Annotated in this window: 12 protein-coding genes; 3 read left to right on the top strand and 9 right to left on the bottom strand. The window is 71.6% G+C overall.

Annotated elements, in window-relative coordinates:
• Positions 1-3 precede the first annotated feature (3 nt).
• Complete coding sequence (locus tag QFZ74_RS26945) at positions 4-1,971, bottom strand: Xaa-Pro dipeptidyl-peptidase (RefSeq protein WP_307623426.1); 1,968 nt, start codon at positions 1,969-1,971, stop codon at positions 4-6.
• A 210-nt stretch (positions 1,972-2,181) separates the two neighbouring features.
• Between QFZ74_RS26945 and QFZ74_RS26940 the strand changes: the two genes are divergently transcribed.
• Positions 2,182-3,675 carry a M1 family metallopeptidase gene (locus QFZ74_RS26940; RefSeq protein WP_307623425.1) on the top strand — a complete coding sequence of 498 codons (1,494 nt, stop codon included), beginning with the start codon at positions 2,182-2,184 and terminating at the stop codon, positions 3,673-3,675.
• A 53-nt stretch (positions 3,676-3,728) separates the two neighbouring features.
• Here QFZ74_RS26940 and QFZ74_RS26935 read toward each other — a convergent pair whose 3' ends face one another.
• The 4 genes from QFZ74_RS26935 to QFZ74_RS26920 all read right to left on the bottom strand — a co-directional run bounded on the left by QFZ74_RS26935 (position 3,729) and on the right by QFZ74_RS26920 (position 8,565).
• Positions 3,729-5,354: a transposase gene (locus QFZ74_RS26935; RefSeq protein ID WP_307624289.1), complete on the bottom strand. Its 1,626-nt coding sequence runs from the start codon at positions 5,352-5,354 to the stop codon at positions 3,729-3,731.
• Between the two features lie 207 nt (positions 5,355-5,561).
• On the bottom strand, positions 5,562-6,530 hold the full coding sequence (locus tag QFZ74_RS26930; protein WP_307623424.1) for a PfkB family carbohydrate kinase: 969 nt from the start codon (positions 6,528-6,530) through the stop codon (positions 5,562-5,564).
• A gap of 24 nt (positions 6,531-6,554) precedes the next feature.
• Positions 6,555-7,055, bottom strand: a complete 501-nt coding sequence (locus QFZ74_RS26925; RefSeq protein ID WP_307623423.1) for a macro domain-containing protein — start codon at positions 7,053-7,055, stop codon at positions 6,555-6,557.
• A gap of 43 nt (positions 7,056-7,098) precedes the next feature.
• Positions 7,099-8,565: an amino acid permease gene (locus QFZ74_RS26920; RefSeq protein ID WP_307623422.1), complete on the bottom strand. Its 1,467-nt coding sequence runs from the start codon at positions 8,563-8,565 to the stop codon at positions 7,099-7,101.
• 225 nt (positions 8,566-8,790) lie between these two features.
• Between QFZ74_RS26920 and QFZ74_RS26915 the strand changes: the two genes are divergently transcribed.
• A complete protein-coding gene (locus tag QFZ74_RS26915) occupies positions 8,791-9,504 on the top strand; it encodes a MerR family transcriptional regulator (protein WP_307623421.1) in 714 nt (237 codons plus the stop codon).
• Positions 9,505-9,610: 106 nt separating this feature from the next.
• On the opposite strand, the gene QFZ74_RS26910 is transcribed toward QFZ74_RS26915, so the two are convergent.
• From QFZ74_RS26910 to QFZ74_RS26895, 4 genes are read right to left on the bottom strand one after another with little or no spacing between them, the layout of a single operon-like run.
• Positions 9,611-11,800, bottom strand: a complete 2,190-nt coding sequence (locus tag QFZ74_RS26910) for a 3-hydroxyacyl-CoA dehydrogenase NAD-binding domain-containing protein (protein ID WP_307623420.1) — start codon at positions 11,798-11,800, stop codon at positions 9,611-9,613.
• A 55-nt stretch (positions 11,801-11,855) separates the two neighbouring features.
• Entirely contained in the window at positions 11,856-13,070 is a 1,215-nt protein-coding gene (locus QFZ74_RS26905) for an acetyl-CoA C-acetyltransferase (RefSeq protein ID WP_307623419.1), read from the bottom strand.
• Positions 13,071-13,081: 11 nt separating this feature from the next.
• The gene (locus QFZ74_RS26900; RefSeq protein ID WP_307623418.1) at positions 13,082-13,240 is read right to left on the bottom strand and encodes a hypothetical protein; all 159 of its coding nucleotides are present in this window, start codon (positions 13,238-13,240) and stop codon (positions 13,082-13,084) included.
• Entirely contained in the window at positions 13,237-14,394 is a 1,158-nt protein-coding gene (locus tag QFZ74_RS26895) for a CaiB/BaiF CoA-transferase family protein (protein ID WP_307623417.1), read from the bottom strand. The genes QFZ74_RS26900 and QFZ74_RS26895 overlap by 4 nt, the downstream gene beginning before the upstream one ends.
• A gap of 238 nt (positions 14,395-14,632) precedes the next feature.
• Here QFZ74_RS26895 and QFZ74_RS26890 point away from each other — a divergent pair, with 238 nt between their 5' ends.
• Positions 14,633-15,811: a trans-acting enoyl reductase family protein gene (locus QFZ74_RS26890; protein ID WP_307623416.1), complete on the top strand. Its 1,179-nt coding sequence runs from the start codon at positions 14,633-14,635 to the stop codon at positions 15,809-15,811.
• Positions 15,812-15,919 lie beyond the last annotated feature (108 nt).

Here is a 15,919-nt window from a genome sequence, read left to right as displayed (position 1 = left end):
CGGTCAGGTCGTCGGCACGCGGTGGGCGGTGTGCGGGGCGTCGATGGTGTTCAGGGGCGTCGTCCTGGGGGCGGTGCGGCCGGTGTCCGTCGTGGCGCGGGTGAAGGCGGGTGCGCCGCCCGTCATCGGGAGCGCGGCGCTCGTGCGGGACAGGTCCAGGGTGAGCGTCGGTGTGCTGGACGGCGGATCGATCAGGTCCTTGTCCGTGCCCGCGATGATCAGCGCCAGGCGGTGGCCCTTGGGGACGATGTGGTCCGTGGCCGCGAGGTCCAGGGTGATGGTGTAGGGCTTGCCCGGGGTGAGCGGGACGCCCTTGAGGTCGGAGGCGTGGTTGCCGAGGTCGGCCCAGCCGCGGCTGAAGACGGTGGCGTCGACCGCCGTCGTCCTCGCCTTCGTCGCCTTGAAGCAGGCGCTGTCGCCCGGAGTGCTCTCGCCCCAGCAGGTGCGGTCGGTGAGGGTGGTGATGCCCTCGGCGGCGTCGGCGTAGTCGCGGATGGTGTCGGGGCCGACGTCGACGATGACGGCGGTCAGATGGGCCGTGGAGGTGGTCGGCGTCGCGGTGACGGTGACCCGGGAGGAGCCGGACAGCCGCAGGTCGTGGGTGAGGGGACCGGTGACGAAGCCGGCCTTCTCCGGGGTGGACGTGCCGAGGTGCGCGGCCCAGTCGGTCTCGCTGCGGCTCGGGTCGTCGGTGAACGTCTCGGTGCCGTCGCCTTTGCGCAGGCCGAGGGTGCCCACGCCCGGCTGGGTGCCCGGGGCCGGGTGGAGCGTGGTGGTCCGGGTGCCGCGCGGGGGCCAGAGCGCCGAGGTGTCCCACTGGTCGGGGTGCCGCTCGATGTCGGCCATCGGCTCGCGGTCGATGCCGTTGTCGTAGCCGAGGAGTTCGTGGTCGAACCAGCGGTGCAGGGTGTCGACCCACGCGGCGCGGCGGTAGTCGAAGGGGTCGACGTGGCCCGTCTGGGAGAGCCAGATCTTGCGCTCGACGCCGTGCGCGGCGAGGGCGTCCCACCACTGGCCGAAGTGCTTGGTGCGGACGTTGAGGTCCTGCATGCCGTGCACGAGGAACACGCTGGCACGGACCTTGTCCGCGTCCTTCACGTAGTCGCGCTCGGTCCACAGGTCGGTCCAGTCACCGGTGCGCGGGGCGCCGTCCACCAGCTTCCGCTGCATCGCGGCGCAGTGCGCGCGGGCGCCGTCGCTCTCCACGTAGTCGGACAGCCAGTCGGGGCCCGAGTCGTACAGTGGGGCGCCCTTGGCGAAGTAGTAGTCGTACCAGGAGGAGATCGCGCTGATCGGGACGATGGTCTTCAGGCCCTTGACGCCGGTCGCGGCGACGCCGTTGGCGATGGTGCCGTCCCAGCTCTTGCCGATCATGCCGGTACTGCCGTTGGTCCAGCCCGCCTTGACCGTGGTGGTGCCGGTGCGGCTGGTGTAGGCGCGGGCGCGGCCGTTCAGCCAGTCGACGACGGCCTTCGCGGAGGCGATGTCGGAGCGGCCGCCGATGTCGACGCACCCGTTGGAGCGGTTGGTGCCGGCGAGGTCGACGCCGACGAACGCGTAGCCGCGGGGAACGAAGAAGTTGTCGTAGAACAGCGGCATCTGGACGACGTTCCCGTCCGCGTCGTACGTCTTCAGCTGCGACTCGTTGCCCCGGCCGCAGCAGGAGTAGTACGGGCTGGCGTCCATGATGACGGGGACCTTGCGGCCCTGCTGGGCGGGTTCGCTGGGCCGGACGATGTCCGCGGCGACCCGGTCGGTCCGCCCGTCGCCGTCCCCGTCGAGACCGGTGTCCACCCAGACCGCCTCGCGGATCGCGTGCGCGTACGAGAAGACCGGTTTGCTCTCCTGGCCGCTCCGGCCCTGGGGCGGGGCGGCCTGGGCGGCGGCCGGGACGAGGAAGGCCGCAACGAGGGCGGCGACGGCGGCGATCGCGAGCGTTCTCCAGAACGTGCTGCGCGTACGAATCGGCATGCGCGGAAGGTACTCCTGTCAACTTCCGTGCAGAAGAGGGCATCTGAGGGTGTCGCGGATCGCGACCCCACCGGGAGGGGCCCGTGGGCCGGATGGGTTCATGTCGGCCGAATGGCGATCGTGTGACAGCGGGTGCCGTGGACAGGTCAGGGGGCGCCGGGACTGAATAGGGTCCGAACTGACCTCGTGCCCCTACGACTTGGAGTTCTCGTGCACCGCAGAATCATCGCGCCGGGCGCGCTGGCCGCGGCCACCCTCCTGCTGGCGATCCCGGCGTCGGCCGCGAGCCACACCCCCGGCGCACCGGGTATCGGCGACCCCTACTACCCGTACTACGGCAACGGCGGTTACGACGTCTCCCACTACGACCTGCGGCTGCAGTACCGGCCAGCGACGGACGAGCTGGCGGGCACGGCGACGATCCAGGCGCGCACCACGCAGGACCTGTCCCGCTTCGACCTGGACTTCCTGCTGGACGTGAGCGAGGTGCGGGTCAACGGCGCCAAGGCCGCGTTCGCCACCTCCGGCGAGCACGAACTGCAGATCACGCCGAAGACGCCGCTGGCGAAGGGCACCCCGATCACGGTCGTGGTCCGCTACAGCGGGGTGCCGTCGACGAAGAAGGCGTACGGATTCTCGACCTGGCACCGCACGCCGGACGGAGCCGTCGCGGCGGACGAGCCCGAGGCGGCCTGGTGGTGGTTCCCCAGTAACGACCACCCGCTCGACAAGGCCACGTACGACGTGTCGGTGGCCGTGCCGGACGGCACCCAGGCGATCTCCAACGGCACGCTCCAGTCGACCACGTCCCGGCTCGGCTGGACCCGCTACAACTGGCGGCAGAACAAGCCGCAGGCGACATATCTGGCCACGCTCGCGCTCGGGAAGTTCGACATCACGACCGGCACGTCCGACGGCGGCATCCCGGTCGTCAACGCCTACAGCAAGGACCTCGGCGACAACGACGGGGCTGCGCGGGCGAGCGTGGAGCGGACCGGGGAGCTGGTCGACTGGCTGACGCGCTACTTCGGGCCGTATCCCTTCGGCTCGGCCGGTGGTTACGTCCCCAACACCACCACCGGATACGCGCTGGAGACACAGACCCGGGTGTTCTACAGCCCGAAGCAGTTCGCGAACGGCTCCAACACGTCGGTCGTCGTGCACGAGCTCGCCCACCAGTGGTACGGCGACTCCGTGTCCCTGAAGGGCTGGAAGGACATCTGGATCAACGAGGGCTTCGCACGGTACGCGCAGTGGCTGTGGTCCGAGCACGAGGGCGAGGGCACGACGCAAGAACTCGCGGACTACGTCTACGCCTCCCACCCCGCCGACGACCCCTTCTGGAAGGTCGCGCCCGGTGACCCCGGCCCGGAGAACCAGTTCGACGCCGCCGTGTACGACCGCGGTGCCCTGGCGATCCAGGCCCTGCGCGACGAGATCGGCGACGACGCGTTCTTCGCCGTCCTCAAGGGCTGGCCGCAGGACCACGCCTACGGCAACGCGTCGGTGGCGGACTTCCGGAAGTACGCCGAGCAGGTCTCGGGGAAGTCCCTGTCGACCCTGTTCGACACCTGGCTGTTCCAGCCGGCGAAGCCGGCCGCGCCCGCGGCCCGGGGCGCCACGATCGCACGGCAGGCTGACGCTCCAGCGCAGCCGAAGTCGTGGAAGAGGATCGAGGCCACGAACGACGTGCACGGGGGCTGATCCCGCGGGGCCGGGGCGGCTCGCCCCGGCCCCTGACGCCCGGGGTACCGTTCCTATTCAGTGAGCAGGAGTGGGTCTTGGACCCATGCCTGGTCACTGCGGATATCCCGAACGGTTTTGGGTGTCCTGGTCGCCCGCGTTCTCGCCGCGTCCGGCTGCACGCATCGTGTGCGTGGTCCGGGAATGCGGGGGCGGGGTCCCTCACGCCCCGGGGTGCCCGGACCGGCCTGGACGGTCCGATGCCCGTACCCATCGCTCTGGTGGGTACGGGGCGGTGCCGTCCGTCGCCGGATCGGGTGCCCCAGGGCGCGCCTGCCGATCGCGATGCTCGCGGCATCGTGACGGCTGGGTTTCCTGTTCTTGCCGGTGAGGGGTTTCTGCCAGTGCTGGGCGCCCCACCGGGAGGTGTAGGCGGGGTCGACGGCGATCAGGGGGATGCCGAGTTCGGCCGCCATGCTGACGAGCCGGGCGCGCAGCCTTGCCACGGGCAGGCCGGAGATGAGGTGGCGGAACTTCTTGCGCCTGCCGTGCTTCTCGCGGGTCTTGTCCGCGGTGAAGTCCAGGTCCTCGACCGCGATCGCGAGATGGTGGCGTTTGGCCCAGTGCAGCAGCCGGATCAGGGCGTGGCGGACCTGGGCGTCGCGGTGGGCGGCGGTGCCCGTCAGGTCATAGTCGAACCGGAGCGGCCGGCCGACCGGGTTGCCGTGGGTGTCCAGGCGCCAGGCGGCGAGGTGATCGGCGTTGGTGTCCACGCCGATCAGCCCCCTGGCACGGGCGGCCCCGAGGGGAACCGTCTGAACGGGCGGGATCGTCCAGGAGGCGGTGAGGTACCAGCGGGAGCGGTCGACGTCCTCGTGGATGCGGTAGGCCACGGCCCGGTTCGCGCTCACGCGGTCGCGCCACTGCTCGCCCCGGTGCGCGAACGCCACCCGCGCGGCCAGCACGTACCGGCCGTGCGGGGCGTTCGCCAGGTGGGCGAGCGGTGCGGGGAGTTTCAGGCTCACCTCACCGTCCGGGGTGACGCGGATGGTCTCGTTGCCGTACCGCTTCCCCGACTCGCCGTCCGCGGCCAGGAACCGGCGCGCGGCCTCCCACCGCTCTCGCCACCGCGGCTCCGTGAGGTCTGCCGCATCGAGGTGGTGGCGGGTGTGCAGCAGCCGTTTCCCGCCGCGCACCACGTGCACGACACCGGCCCGCCAGTCGGCGCGCGCCGCCCGCAGCCGGTCCTGGAGGGCGTGCAGGCGGCGGGACTTGGCGAACCACTCCCGCCGGGAACGGTAGCCGCCCGGCGTCCGCTTGCCGCCCTTCTGTCCGAGCGGCAGGGACAGCCGGTGCTCGATCGTGCGCACCCCCGCCTCCAGCCCCTGCATGTGCGCGAGCTGGGCACGCCGGGCCAGAGCCCACTGATCGTGCGTGGCCTTCGTGATCGAACCCGCCCACCGCGACGACGACTCCCCGGTAAGCACACGCTTGCGCTCCGCCCACGCATCGCTGTCGTGGTCCGGCCCGGCCGCACACCGGGCCTTCAGATCGCGGGAGGCAAGCCCACCGAGATGGTCACCGACCAGCCGCAGCACCTCCTCGTCCCCCGCGCTCAGGTGCTTGAGCCGGTCACGGACCGCAACACCGGAAGGGCCGGGCACCACGAACGGCGCCGCCAGCTCCCGCAGCCCGCCCACCGACAACCACCCTCCCCACCCGCCCCCAAACAACCCGCCACCCCACCCAACGACCACCACCCGCAAAGGTCACCCATTCGACAGACAAACCCCCGTTCCACAGGCCAGGAGAGACACGCACCGGGCCCAGGCACTCGCTCCCCCACACCAGAACGCACTTGTGCACGGTTACATCGCAGCAGCTCACAACCCCTGGCGCCCCGGCGCTCACAGTGGGAGCTGGGACGCCTCCAGCTCCTCCGCTCGGGCCAGGAGCTGCTCGCGGTCGATGGCGTCCGTCTCCGTCGACGGGATCGTGCAGGCGTGCGCCCCGGCCACCGTGCCGTACAGGGCGCAGCGGTGGAGCGGCTCGCCGGTGAGGTGGCCGTAGAGGAAGGCGGCGGCGAAGGCGTCGCCCGCGCCGTTGGAGTCGATGACCGGGGCCGGAGGCATGACCGGCGGGACGCGGGTCAGGGTGCCGTCGGCCAGGAGGAGCGCGCCTTCGGCGCCGACGGTGACGACGACCGCCCGCGCGCGACCCCGCTCGGCGATGCGGCGCATGGTCCGCTCGGGGTCCGCCAGGGCCGTGGCCGACAGGAAGACGAGATCCGCGGCGTGGGCGAACGGCTCGTGGTACGGGTTCTCGCCGTCCCAGTCGTGCAGGTCGGTCGAGAGGGTCACGCCGGTCGCGCGCAGGGCGGGCAGGGCGTGGGCGCAGGGGTGGCTGATGGAGACGTGGACGTGCCGGCTCGCCCCGGCCAGCTCACGCAGGACCGGCTCCGGGAGCCGGTCGTCGGCGTGGCCGCGGCTGGTGTCGTACAGGGACAGCCGGCGTCCGTCCGGGCCGACCAGGTTCACCGCGCGCTTGGTGCCCGCGGGCTGCGGAACGGCGGTGAGCGGGATGCCCCGCTCCCGGTGCAGGGCGCGGACCAGGTCGCCCTCGGGGTCGTCGCCGAGCAGGTCGAGGTGGTGGGTGCGCAGGCCGAGGGCGCTCAGGCCCAGGGCGACGAAGTCACCGGTCTGACCGGCCCTGGTACGGATCCCGGAGTCGATGTGATAGCTGTCCGCGTACGGGAGCGGCAGCTCGGGGACGTACACGATGGTGTCCACCCCGGCACCGCCCAGCACCAGGACGTCGAACTCCTCGGGCCTTCTCGCGCTCCCGCGCCCGGTCCGGACGTCGAACTCGCCGCTCACTCCCCGCCCTCCCCGGCCGGCGGATCAAGCGCGCCGCGCGTCCCCGGCCTTGCCATGGTCGTACACGGTCACGGCTATGCCCCGGCTCACCAGCCGCTCCGTGATCAGCGGCTCGATCCGGGACCACGTTCCGCCCGCGAGCCCACAGCCTATGCGGGGCATGTGCACGGCCGCACCGAGTTCGATCACTTGGTCGGCCAGCCGCCCGAGCGCCGTGTCGATGGCCTCGTAGCGGACCGGCGCGCTCCTGCCCGCCCCCCGTATCCCCCGCTGGCCGATCATGTTGGCCACCCACAGGGCCGGCTCGACGGGCACCATCCGGACGGCCCCCAGCCCGAAGTCACTCGTGGCGCGGTCGCGGTGCCATGCGCGGTACGCCGCCTCGGGCCCGGGCCAGCGCCGCGACAGCGCCAGGACGAAGCCCTTCCCCCAGCCCCCCGCGTCGTTGCAGACATGGGCGATCACCTTGGCGCCGGGCCCCAACGGCGCGGTGGCGTCACCCCGGACATACGCGATATCCGACATGACGCCACCGTAGGCGCTGCCACTGACAGTGGCTGTTGACCTGCTACTTCGTGAGCTCGCCCAGCTCCTGGTCGGCCTTCTGGGCCACCCGGCGGCGCACCCCGAACCAGCCGACGATCAGTGCGACGGCGATCAGTGGGATGAGCAGGAGGGTCTTGCGGCCGACCTCGGGGTCGTTCCACATCATGCCGAGGCAGAACAGCAGGAAGACGATCGTCACGATCTCCGTGACGGGGCTGCCCTTCAGCTGGAACTTCGGCCGGGTGACCAGGCCCTGCTTGGCTCGCCGGACGAAGATCATGTGGCAGAGCATGATGATCACCCAGGTGCTGATGATGCCGAGGGAGGCGATCTCCAGCACGATCTCGAAGGCCTGGGCGGGCATCAGGTAGTTCAGGCCGACGCCGAGCACACACACCCCGCAGGTCAGCAGGATGCCGCCGTAGGGCACCTGGCTGCGGTTCATCCGAGCGGTGAACTTGGGCGCCGAGCCCGCCATCGCCATGGAGCGCAGGATGCGGCCGGTGGAGTACAGGCCGGAGTTCAGCGACGACATGGCGGCGGTCAGCACGACCAGGTTCATCACGTCACCGGCGGCCGGGATGCCGATCTGGGAGAGGACCGTCACGAACGGGCTCTCGCCGGACTTGTAGATCGAGCTGGGCAGCAGCAGGGCGAGCAGCACGACCGAGCCGACGTAGAAGAGGCCCACGCGCCACATGATCGAGTTCACCGCGCGCGGGACGACCTTCTGCGGCTCGGCGGTCTCGCCGGCCGCGACGCCGACCAGTTCCAGCGCGGCGTAGGCGAAGATGACGCCCTGCATGACCAGGACCACCGGCAGCACACCGTGCGGGAACAGGCCGCCATGCTGACTGATCACGTCGAGCCCTGGGGTGCTCCCGCCGACCTTGTGCTGGGTGGCCAGCAGGAAGATGCCGATCGCCATGAAGCCGACGATGGTGGCGACCTTGACGATCGCGAACCAGAATTCCATCTCGCCGAAGATCTTCACCGAGATCAGGTTCACGGCGAGGACCACCGCGAGGGCGATCAGCGCGAGCACCCACTGCGGGATGCTGGTGAACATGCTCCAGTAGTGCGTGTACAGCGCGATCGCGGTGATGTCGGCGATACCGGTCGTCGACCAGTTCAGGAAGTACATCCAGCCGGCGACGTAGGCGCCCTTCTCACCGAGGAACTCGCGCGCGTACGACACGAAGGACCCCGACGAGGGGCGGTAGAGAACCAGCTCGCCGAGTGCGCGCACGACGAAGAAGGCGAAGACGCCGCAGACCAGGTAGGCCAGAGCGAGCGCCGGGCCGGCATCGTGCAGTCGGCCGCCGGCTCCCAGGAGGAGGCCGGTACCGATGGCACCGCCGATGGCGATCATGTTGACGTGCCGGGCCTTGAGGTCCTTGCTGTAACCGGCGTCGCCCGCGTCCGCGGGCGATCCGGTCGTCTGGGGATGGGCGGCAACCGCTGCCGCCTCCACGACGTCCTTGCTCACGGGTGGTTCCACTCTCTTGGTGCCCCCGGGCCTCGTGGGCCCAAGGTGTCCGTTCCTGACCAGGTCCGCATCGTGTTCGTGTCACGGCGCAGACCGAAGCGGCAGTCTCTCAGAGAGATCACGAAATTTGCGGTGGCATACATCACAGAGCGGCGCTTCTCACACTCGTAACGGGCGGTTCACGCGAGGTTTCACAGCACCGGTGAGACAGCGATACTGCTGCACATGACGACCGACACCGAGGAGCCGACCCTCACGATCGACGAGCTGGCCGCCCGCACGGGCGTGACGGTGCGCACGGTCCGCTTCTACAGCACCAAGGGCCTGCTGCCGCCGCCGGTGATCGGTCCGCGCCGGGTGGGCCACTACGGCCGTGAGCATGTCGCGCGCCTCGCGCTGATCGAGGAGCTCCAGCACCAGGGCATGACGCTCGCGGCGATCGAGCGGTATCTGCGGCAGCTGCCGCCGGACCTGACCGAGCACGACCTGGCCGTGCACCGGGCCGTGGTGTCCTCGTGGGCGCCGGAGGCGGTCGAGACCGTGAGCGGGCAGGAGCTGGCGCGGCGGGCCGGACGCCGGCTGAGTGAGGAGGATCTGGCCCGCCTCGTGGCGATGGACGTGATCGGCGAGGAGGACGGCGCCTACCGCGTCGACACCGCTCTGCTGCGGCTCGGCGTTCAGCTGCTCGACGTACCCCTGTCCCAGGAGGCGATCCTGGCGGCCCGCACCGCGCTGCTGGAGCACTCGCGCGCGGCGGCGCAGGAGCTGACGCAGCTCCTGCGCGGCGAGGTGGCCGAGCGGGACACGCAGGACGTGAAGTCGCTGTCCGTCCATATGCAGCCCCTGGTGGTGCAGGCCCTTCTGACCGCGTTCCAGCGGTCCCTGCGCGAGGAGCTGCGGGAGTGGCTCAAGGATGAGGAGGCGGGCGGCTCCGCCTGACCCCGCGCGCGCAGGCCCGCGCGCGTGACGGTGCCCCGTACAGGATCGGTTCCTGTACGGGGCACCGTTGCGCTCACCGCGCGCGGGACCTGTCAGCGCACCGTGCTCAGCGCGCGTCCGTGAAGGTCTCGCCCTTCTCCGCCTTCTCGACGAGCAGCGCGGGCGGCTCGAAGCGCTCGCCGTAGCGCTCGGCGAGCTCACGCGCGCGGGCCACGAATCCGGGCAGGCCGCCCTCGTAGCCGTTGATGTACTGCAGGATGCCGCCGGTCCAGCCCGGGAATCCGATGCCGAAGATGGAGCCGATGTTCGCGTCGGCGACGGACGTCAGCACGCCCTCTTCGAGGAGCCGGACGGTGTCGATCGACTCGGAGAAGAGCATCCGCTCCTGCATGTCCCGGAACGGGATCTCGTAGCCGGGCTTGGTGAAGTGCTCCCGCAGCCCCGGCCACAGTCCGGCGCGCTTGCCGGACTCGTCGTACTCGTAGAAGCCGGCGCCGCCGCTGCGGCCGGGGCGCTCGAACTCGTCGACCATGCGGTCGATGACGGCCTCGGCCGGGTGCGTGGCCCAGGTGCCGCCCGCCTCCTCGACGGCGCGCTTCGACTCGTTGCGGATCTTGCGCGGGAGGGTGAGCGTCAGCTCGTCCATGAGGGAGAGCACCTTGGCCGGGTAGCCGGCCTGGGCGGCCGCCTGCTCGACCGAGGCGGGCTCGATGCCCTCGCCGACCATGGCGACGCCCTCGTTGATGAACTGGCCGATGACCCGCGAGGTGAAGAAGCCGCGCGAGTCGTTGACGACGATCGGCGTCTTGTTGATCTGCCGGACCAGGTCGAAGGCGCGGGCGAGGGCCTCGTCGCCGGTGCGCTCGCCCTTGATGATTTCGACGAGCGGCATCTTGTCGACGGGCGAGAAGAAGTGCAGCCCGATGAAGTCGGCCTGGCGCTCCACGCCCTCGGCGAGGACGGTGATGGGCAGCGTGGAGGTGTTGGAGCACAGCAGCGCGTCCGGGGCGACGACGGCCTCGATCTCCTGGAACACCTTGTGCTTGAGCGACGTGTCCTCGAAGACGGCCTCGATGACCGCGTCGCAGCCCGCGAGGTCCTGCACGTCCGCGGTGGGCGTGATGCGCGCGAGCAGCGCGTCCGCCTTCTCCTGGGTCGTACGGCCCCGGGAGACGGCCTTGGCGCACAGCTTCTCGGAGTAGCCCTTGCCCTTGACGGCCGACTCCAGCGAGACGTCCTTCAGGACGACGTCGATGCCCGCGCGGGCGCACGAGTAGGCGATGCCGGCGCCCATCATGCCGGCGCCGAGGACGGCGACCTTGGTGACCTTGCGCGGCTCGATGCCCTGGGGGCGGTTGGCGCCGGAGTTGACGGCCTGGAGGTCGAAGAAGAAGGCCTGGATCATGTTCTTCGAGGTCTGGCCGGCGGCCAGCTCCACGAAGTAGCGGGCCTCGATGACCTGGGCGGTCTCGAAGTCGACCTGCGCGCCCTCGACGGCGGCCGCGAGGATGTTGCGCGGGGCCGGGTAGGGGGCGCCGTTCGTCTGCTTGCGCAGGTTGGCCGGGAAGGCGGGCAGGTTGGCCGCGAACTTGGGGTTGGCGGGCGTACCGCCGGGGATCTTGTAGCCCGGCTTGTCCCAGGGCTGCTGCGACTCGGGGTTGGCGTCGATGAAGGCGCGCGCCTTCTCGATCAGTTCCTCGGGCGTGGCGGCGACCTCGTGGACGAGGCCGTTCTCCTGGGCGCGCCGCGCGTTGTACTGCGTGCCCTGGATGAGCACCTTCAGCAGCGCGTCGGCGATGCCGAGCAGGCGGACGGTACGGACGACGCCGCCGCCTCCGGGGAGCAGGCCGAGGGTGACCTCGGGGCAGCCGATCTTGGTGCCGGAGGTGTCGAGGGCGACGCGGTGGTGGCAGGCGAGGGCGAGCTCGAAGCCGCCGCCCAGGGCGGCGCCGTTGATCGCGGCGACGACGGGCTTGCCGAGGGTCTCGATGCGGCGCAGGTTGCGCTTGATGGCGAGGCCGCCGTCGAAGAGCTCCTGGGCGGTCTCGGGGGTGACCCGGATCAGGTCGCGCAGGTCGCCGCCCGCGAAGAAGGTCTTCTTCGCGGACGTGAAGATGATGCCGCGGACGGAGTCCGGGTCGGCCTGGATCTCGGCCTCCAGGCGGTCGGTGATCGCGGCGAGGGAGTCGCGGAACGCCTTGTTCATGGTGTTCGCGGACTGGCCCGGGTCGTCGAGGACGAGGGTGACGACGCCGGTGTCGTCCTGTTCCCAGCGGATGGTGGTGCTCTCGGTCATGACAGTCGTCTCCGTCGAAGTCTGCGGTCTGGAGTCTCTTGGTTCCGCGGGGAGTTCAGATGCGCTCGATGATGGTGGCGACGCCCATGCCGCCGCCCACGCACAGCGTGACGAGGCCGTAGCGCTTGTCCTGGCGCTCCAGTTCGTCGACCAGCGTGCCGAGGATCATCGCGCCGGTGGCGCCGAGCGGGTGGCCGAGCGCGATGGCGCCGCCGTTGACGTTGACCTTGTCCAGGGACAGGCCCATCTCCTCGACGAACCGCAGCACGACCGCCGCGAACGCCTCGTTGATCTCGACGAGGTCGATGTCGTCGATGGTCAGCCCTGCCTTGGCGAGCGCCTTGCGGGTGGCGGGGGCGGGACCGGTGAGCATGATCGTGGGCTCGGAGCCGGAGACGGCCGCGGAGACGATCCGCGCGCGCGGGGTGAGGCCGTAGCGCTCGCCGACCTCCTTGGAGCCGATCGCGACGAGGGAGGCGCCGTCGACGATGCCGGAGGAGTTGCCCGCGTGGTGGACGTGGTCGATCTTCTCCACCCAGTGGTACTCCTGCAGGGCCACGGCGTCGAAGCCACCGAGCTCGCCGATGTCGGCGAACGAGGCCTTCAGCTTGGCGAGCGAGTCGGCGGTGGTGCCGGGGCGCATGTGCTCGTCGTGGTCGAGGACGACGAGGCCGTTGCGGTCCTTCACCGGGACGACGGAGCGCTCGAAGCGGCCCTCCTTCCAGGCGGTGGCCGCGCGCTCCTGCGAGAGCGCCGCGTACTCGTCGACGTCCCGGCGCGTGAAGCCGCCGATGGTGGCGATGAGGTCGGCGCCGATGCCCTGCGGGGCGAAGTTGGTGTCCAGGTTCGTCATGGGGTCGTTGAACCAGGCACCGCCGTCCGAGGCCATCGGCACCCGGGACATCGACTCGACACCGCCGGCGAGGACGAGGTCCTCCCAGCCCGAACGGACCTTGGCGGCGGCCATGTTGACGGCCTCCAGACCGGAGGCGCAGAAGCGGTTCTCCTGGACGCCGGCGACCGTGTCCGGCAGTCCGGCGGCGACCGCCGCGATCCGGGCGATGTCGGAGCCCTGGTCGCCGACGGGACCGACGACGCCGAGCACGATGTCGTCGATGGCGGCCGGGTCCAGGGTCGGGAACCGGTCGCGGAGCTCGTGGATGAGGCCGACGACCAGGTCGATGGGCTTGGTGCCGTGCAGGGCGCCATTCGCCTTGCCGCGGCCGCGCGGGGTGCGGATCGCGTCGTACACGTACGCTTCGGTGCTCACTGACAAGCCTTTCAACGAGGGTTTTCAGCGGGAGAGTCGACGAGGTGACCGAGGGGGTTGCCGACGGGGAGGAGGGGGGTGACGTCCAGCATGCTCGCCCCGGCCGCTCGCCGGAAGGCGGCGACGCGCGCACGGACGTAACCCTTCGGGCCGTCGAGGAAGGGGGTCATCGGTCGCCCTCCTCGTCGGGGTGCGGCAGCAGCCCGGGTACGTCCCAGTCGCGGGCGACGTCCGCCGTGCCGGCGCCGGGCAGGGCGGGGCCGGTGCGCACGGCGGTGGGGGTCGCGGAGAAGCGCGGGGCGGGCGCGGGCTGGACGATGCCGCCGTGCTCGGTGAACGTGCCGCGGGCGTCGAGGTGCGGGTGGCCGGGGGCCTCGCGCAGCGACAGTACGGGCGCCACACAGGCGTCGGAGTCCTCGAAGACGGCCGTCCACTCGTCCCGGGTCCGGGATTTGAAGCGGGCGGCGACCCGCTCGCGCAGGTCGCCCCAGCGGGCCCAGTCGGTGTGGGCGGAGGCGAGGTCGCCGAGGCCGAGCAGGCGCAGGAACTCGGCGTAGAACTGGGGCTCCAGGGCACCGACCGCCATGTACCGGCCGTCGGCGGTCTCGTAGGTGCCGTAGTACGGGCAGCCGCCGTCGAGGAGGTTGACGCCGCGGCGGTCCTGCCAGGCGCCGGCGGCCAGCATGCCGTGGATCATCGAGGCGAGGTGGGCGGCGCCGTCGACGATGGCGGCATCGACGACCTGTCCGGTGCCGGTCGCGTGGGCGTGGTGGAGGGCGGCGAGGACGCCGACGACCAGGTAGAGCGAGCCGCCCGCGTAGTCGCCGACCAGGTTGGCGGGGATGGCCGGGGGCTCGTCCGGCCTGCCGATCAGGCCGAGGGTGCCGGTGACGGCGATGTACCCGATGTCGTGACCGGCCCGGTCGGCGAGGGGACCCTCCTGGCCCCAGCCGGTCATCCGGCCGTAGACCAGGCGGGGGTTGCGGGCGTGGCAGGCGTCGGGGCCGACGCCGAGGCGTTCGGCGACGCCGGGGCGGTAGCCCTCGATGAGGATGTCGGCGCGTTCGGCCAGGTCGAGGACGCGGGCCGGGCCGTCCGGAGCCTTCAGGTCGACGACCACCGAGCGCTTGTTGCGGTTGGTGATGTCGGACCGAGGGTCGATCGCGAGCCCGCCGCCGCCCGGCCGGTCCACCCGGACGACGTCGGCGCCCAGGTCGGCCAGGAGCATGGCGGCGAACGGGCCGGGCCCGATGCCGGCCAGCTCGACCACGCGCACGCCGCTGAGCGGCCCCGGTCCCTGCGTCGGCGTCGATGCCGCTGTCATGCCGCCCCCAGTCATGTGACACAACTGATGTAACACCGATGATGCTAAGAACGTGTTCCACTGGGCACAAGCCCCTGAGAGAGCAAGCGCTTAGCAAATTACCCCGAGTCGGACTGCCCGGCCCGTCGGGCGGGGCAGTCCGACGGGCCGGGCAGCACGCCCAGCACCGTCCACGCTAGCCTCGGCCACCGACAGCGGCGCGGGGCAGGTGACGAGCGCCGTACGAGCGAGGGGTGTCATGAGCAGGCTGAACACGACGGACCGTCCGTACGACATCGTGCTCTTCGGAGCCACGGGCTTCGTCGGAACGCTCACCGCGGAGTACCTGGCCGCGCACGCGCCCGGGGAACTGCGCTGGGCGGTCGCCGGCCGCGACGAGGCGAAGCTGCGCGCGCTGACCGGGCGGCTGCCGCGCGGGGCGGAGATCGGCGTCCTGACGGCCGACGTCTCCGACCCCGCCTCGCTGCGCCGTCTCGCCGGGCACGCGCGCGTGGTGGCGTCGACCGTGGGCCCGTACGTCCGCTACGGCGAGGAACTCGTCGCCGCCTGCGCGGATTTGGGGACGGACTATCTCGACCTCACCGGCGAGCCCGAGTTCGTGGACCTCATGTACGTCCGCCACGACGCCCGCGCGCGCGAGACCGGCGCCCGGCTGGTGCACGCCTGCGGTTTCGACTCGGTGCCGCACGACCTGGGCGCGTACTTCACCGTCCAGCAGCTGCCCGAGGGCGTGCCGCTGACCGTGGACGGCTATGTGACCGCCGACGCGGCCTTCTCCGGCGGGACCCTCTCGTCCGCGCTCAACCAGCTCGCGCGCGGGCGGCAGATGCTGGCCGCCGCGCGGGACCGCGGCCGCCATGAGCCGCGGCTGATGGGCCGCCGGGCGTCCGCGCCGACCGGAGCGCCCCGGTTCGCCAAGGAGGTCGGTGCCTGGGCGCTGCCGCTGCCGACCATCGACGCGCAGATCGTGCGGCGCTCGGCGAAGGCCCTGGACCGCTATGGCCCCGACTTCCGCTACCGGCACTACGCGGCGGTGCGCCGTCTGCCCGTCGCCCTCGGCGGCGTGGCCGCGGTGGGCGCGGTCGCCGCGGCGGCCCAGATCCCGCCCGCCCGGCGCTGGCTGTCCGGCCGGCTCCAGCCGGGCGAGGGGCCGAGTGCCGAGAAGCGCGCGAAGAGCTGGTTCAAGGTGCGCTTCGTCGGCGAGGGCGGCGGGCGGCGCGTCTTCACCGAGGTCGCGGGCGGCGACCCGGGCTACGGCGAGACGGCGAAGATGTTCGCCGAGGCGGCCCTCTCCCTGGCCTTCGACGACCTGCCCCCGACGGCCGGCCAGGTCACCACGGCGGCGGCCATGGGCAACGCGCTGACCGAGCGACTGCGCGAGGCCGGGATCACCTTCCGGGTGGCGGCGGCCTTCTAGCCCCCGCTCCCGGAGACGCCGGACCGCACGGCCTCACGCAGCGCCCTGCGGCACAGCTGCCCCCGACGGCCGGCCAGGTCACCACGGCGGCGGCCATGGGCAACGCGC

The sequence above is a fragment of the Streptomyces sp. V3I7 genome, from assembly GCF_030817495.1.
Taxonomy (GTDB): domain Bacteria; phylum Actinomycetota; class Actinomycetes; order Streptomycetales; family Streptomycetaceae; genus Streptomyces.
This window is presented reverse-complemented; position numbering and strand designations above follow the sequence as displayed.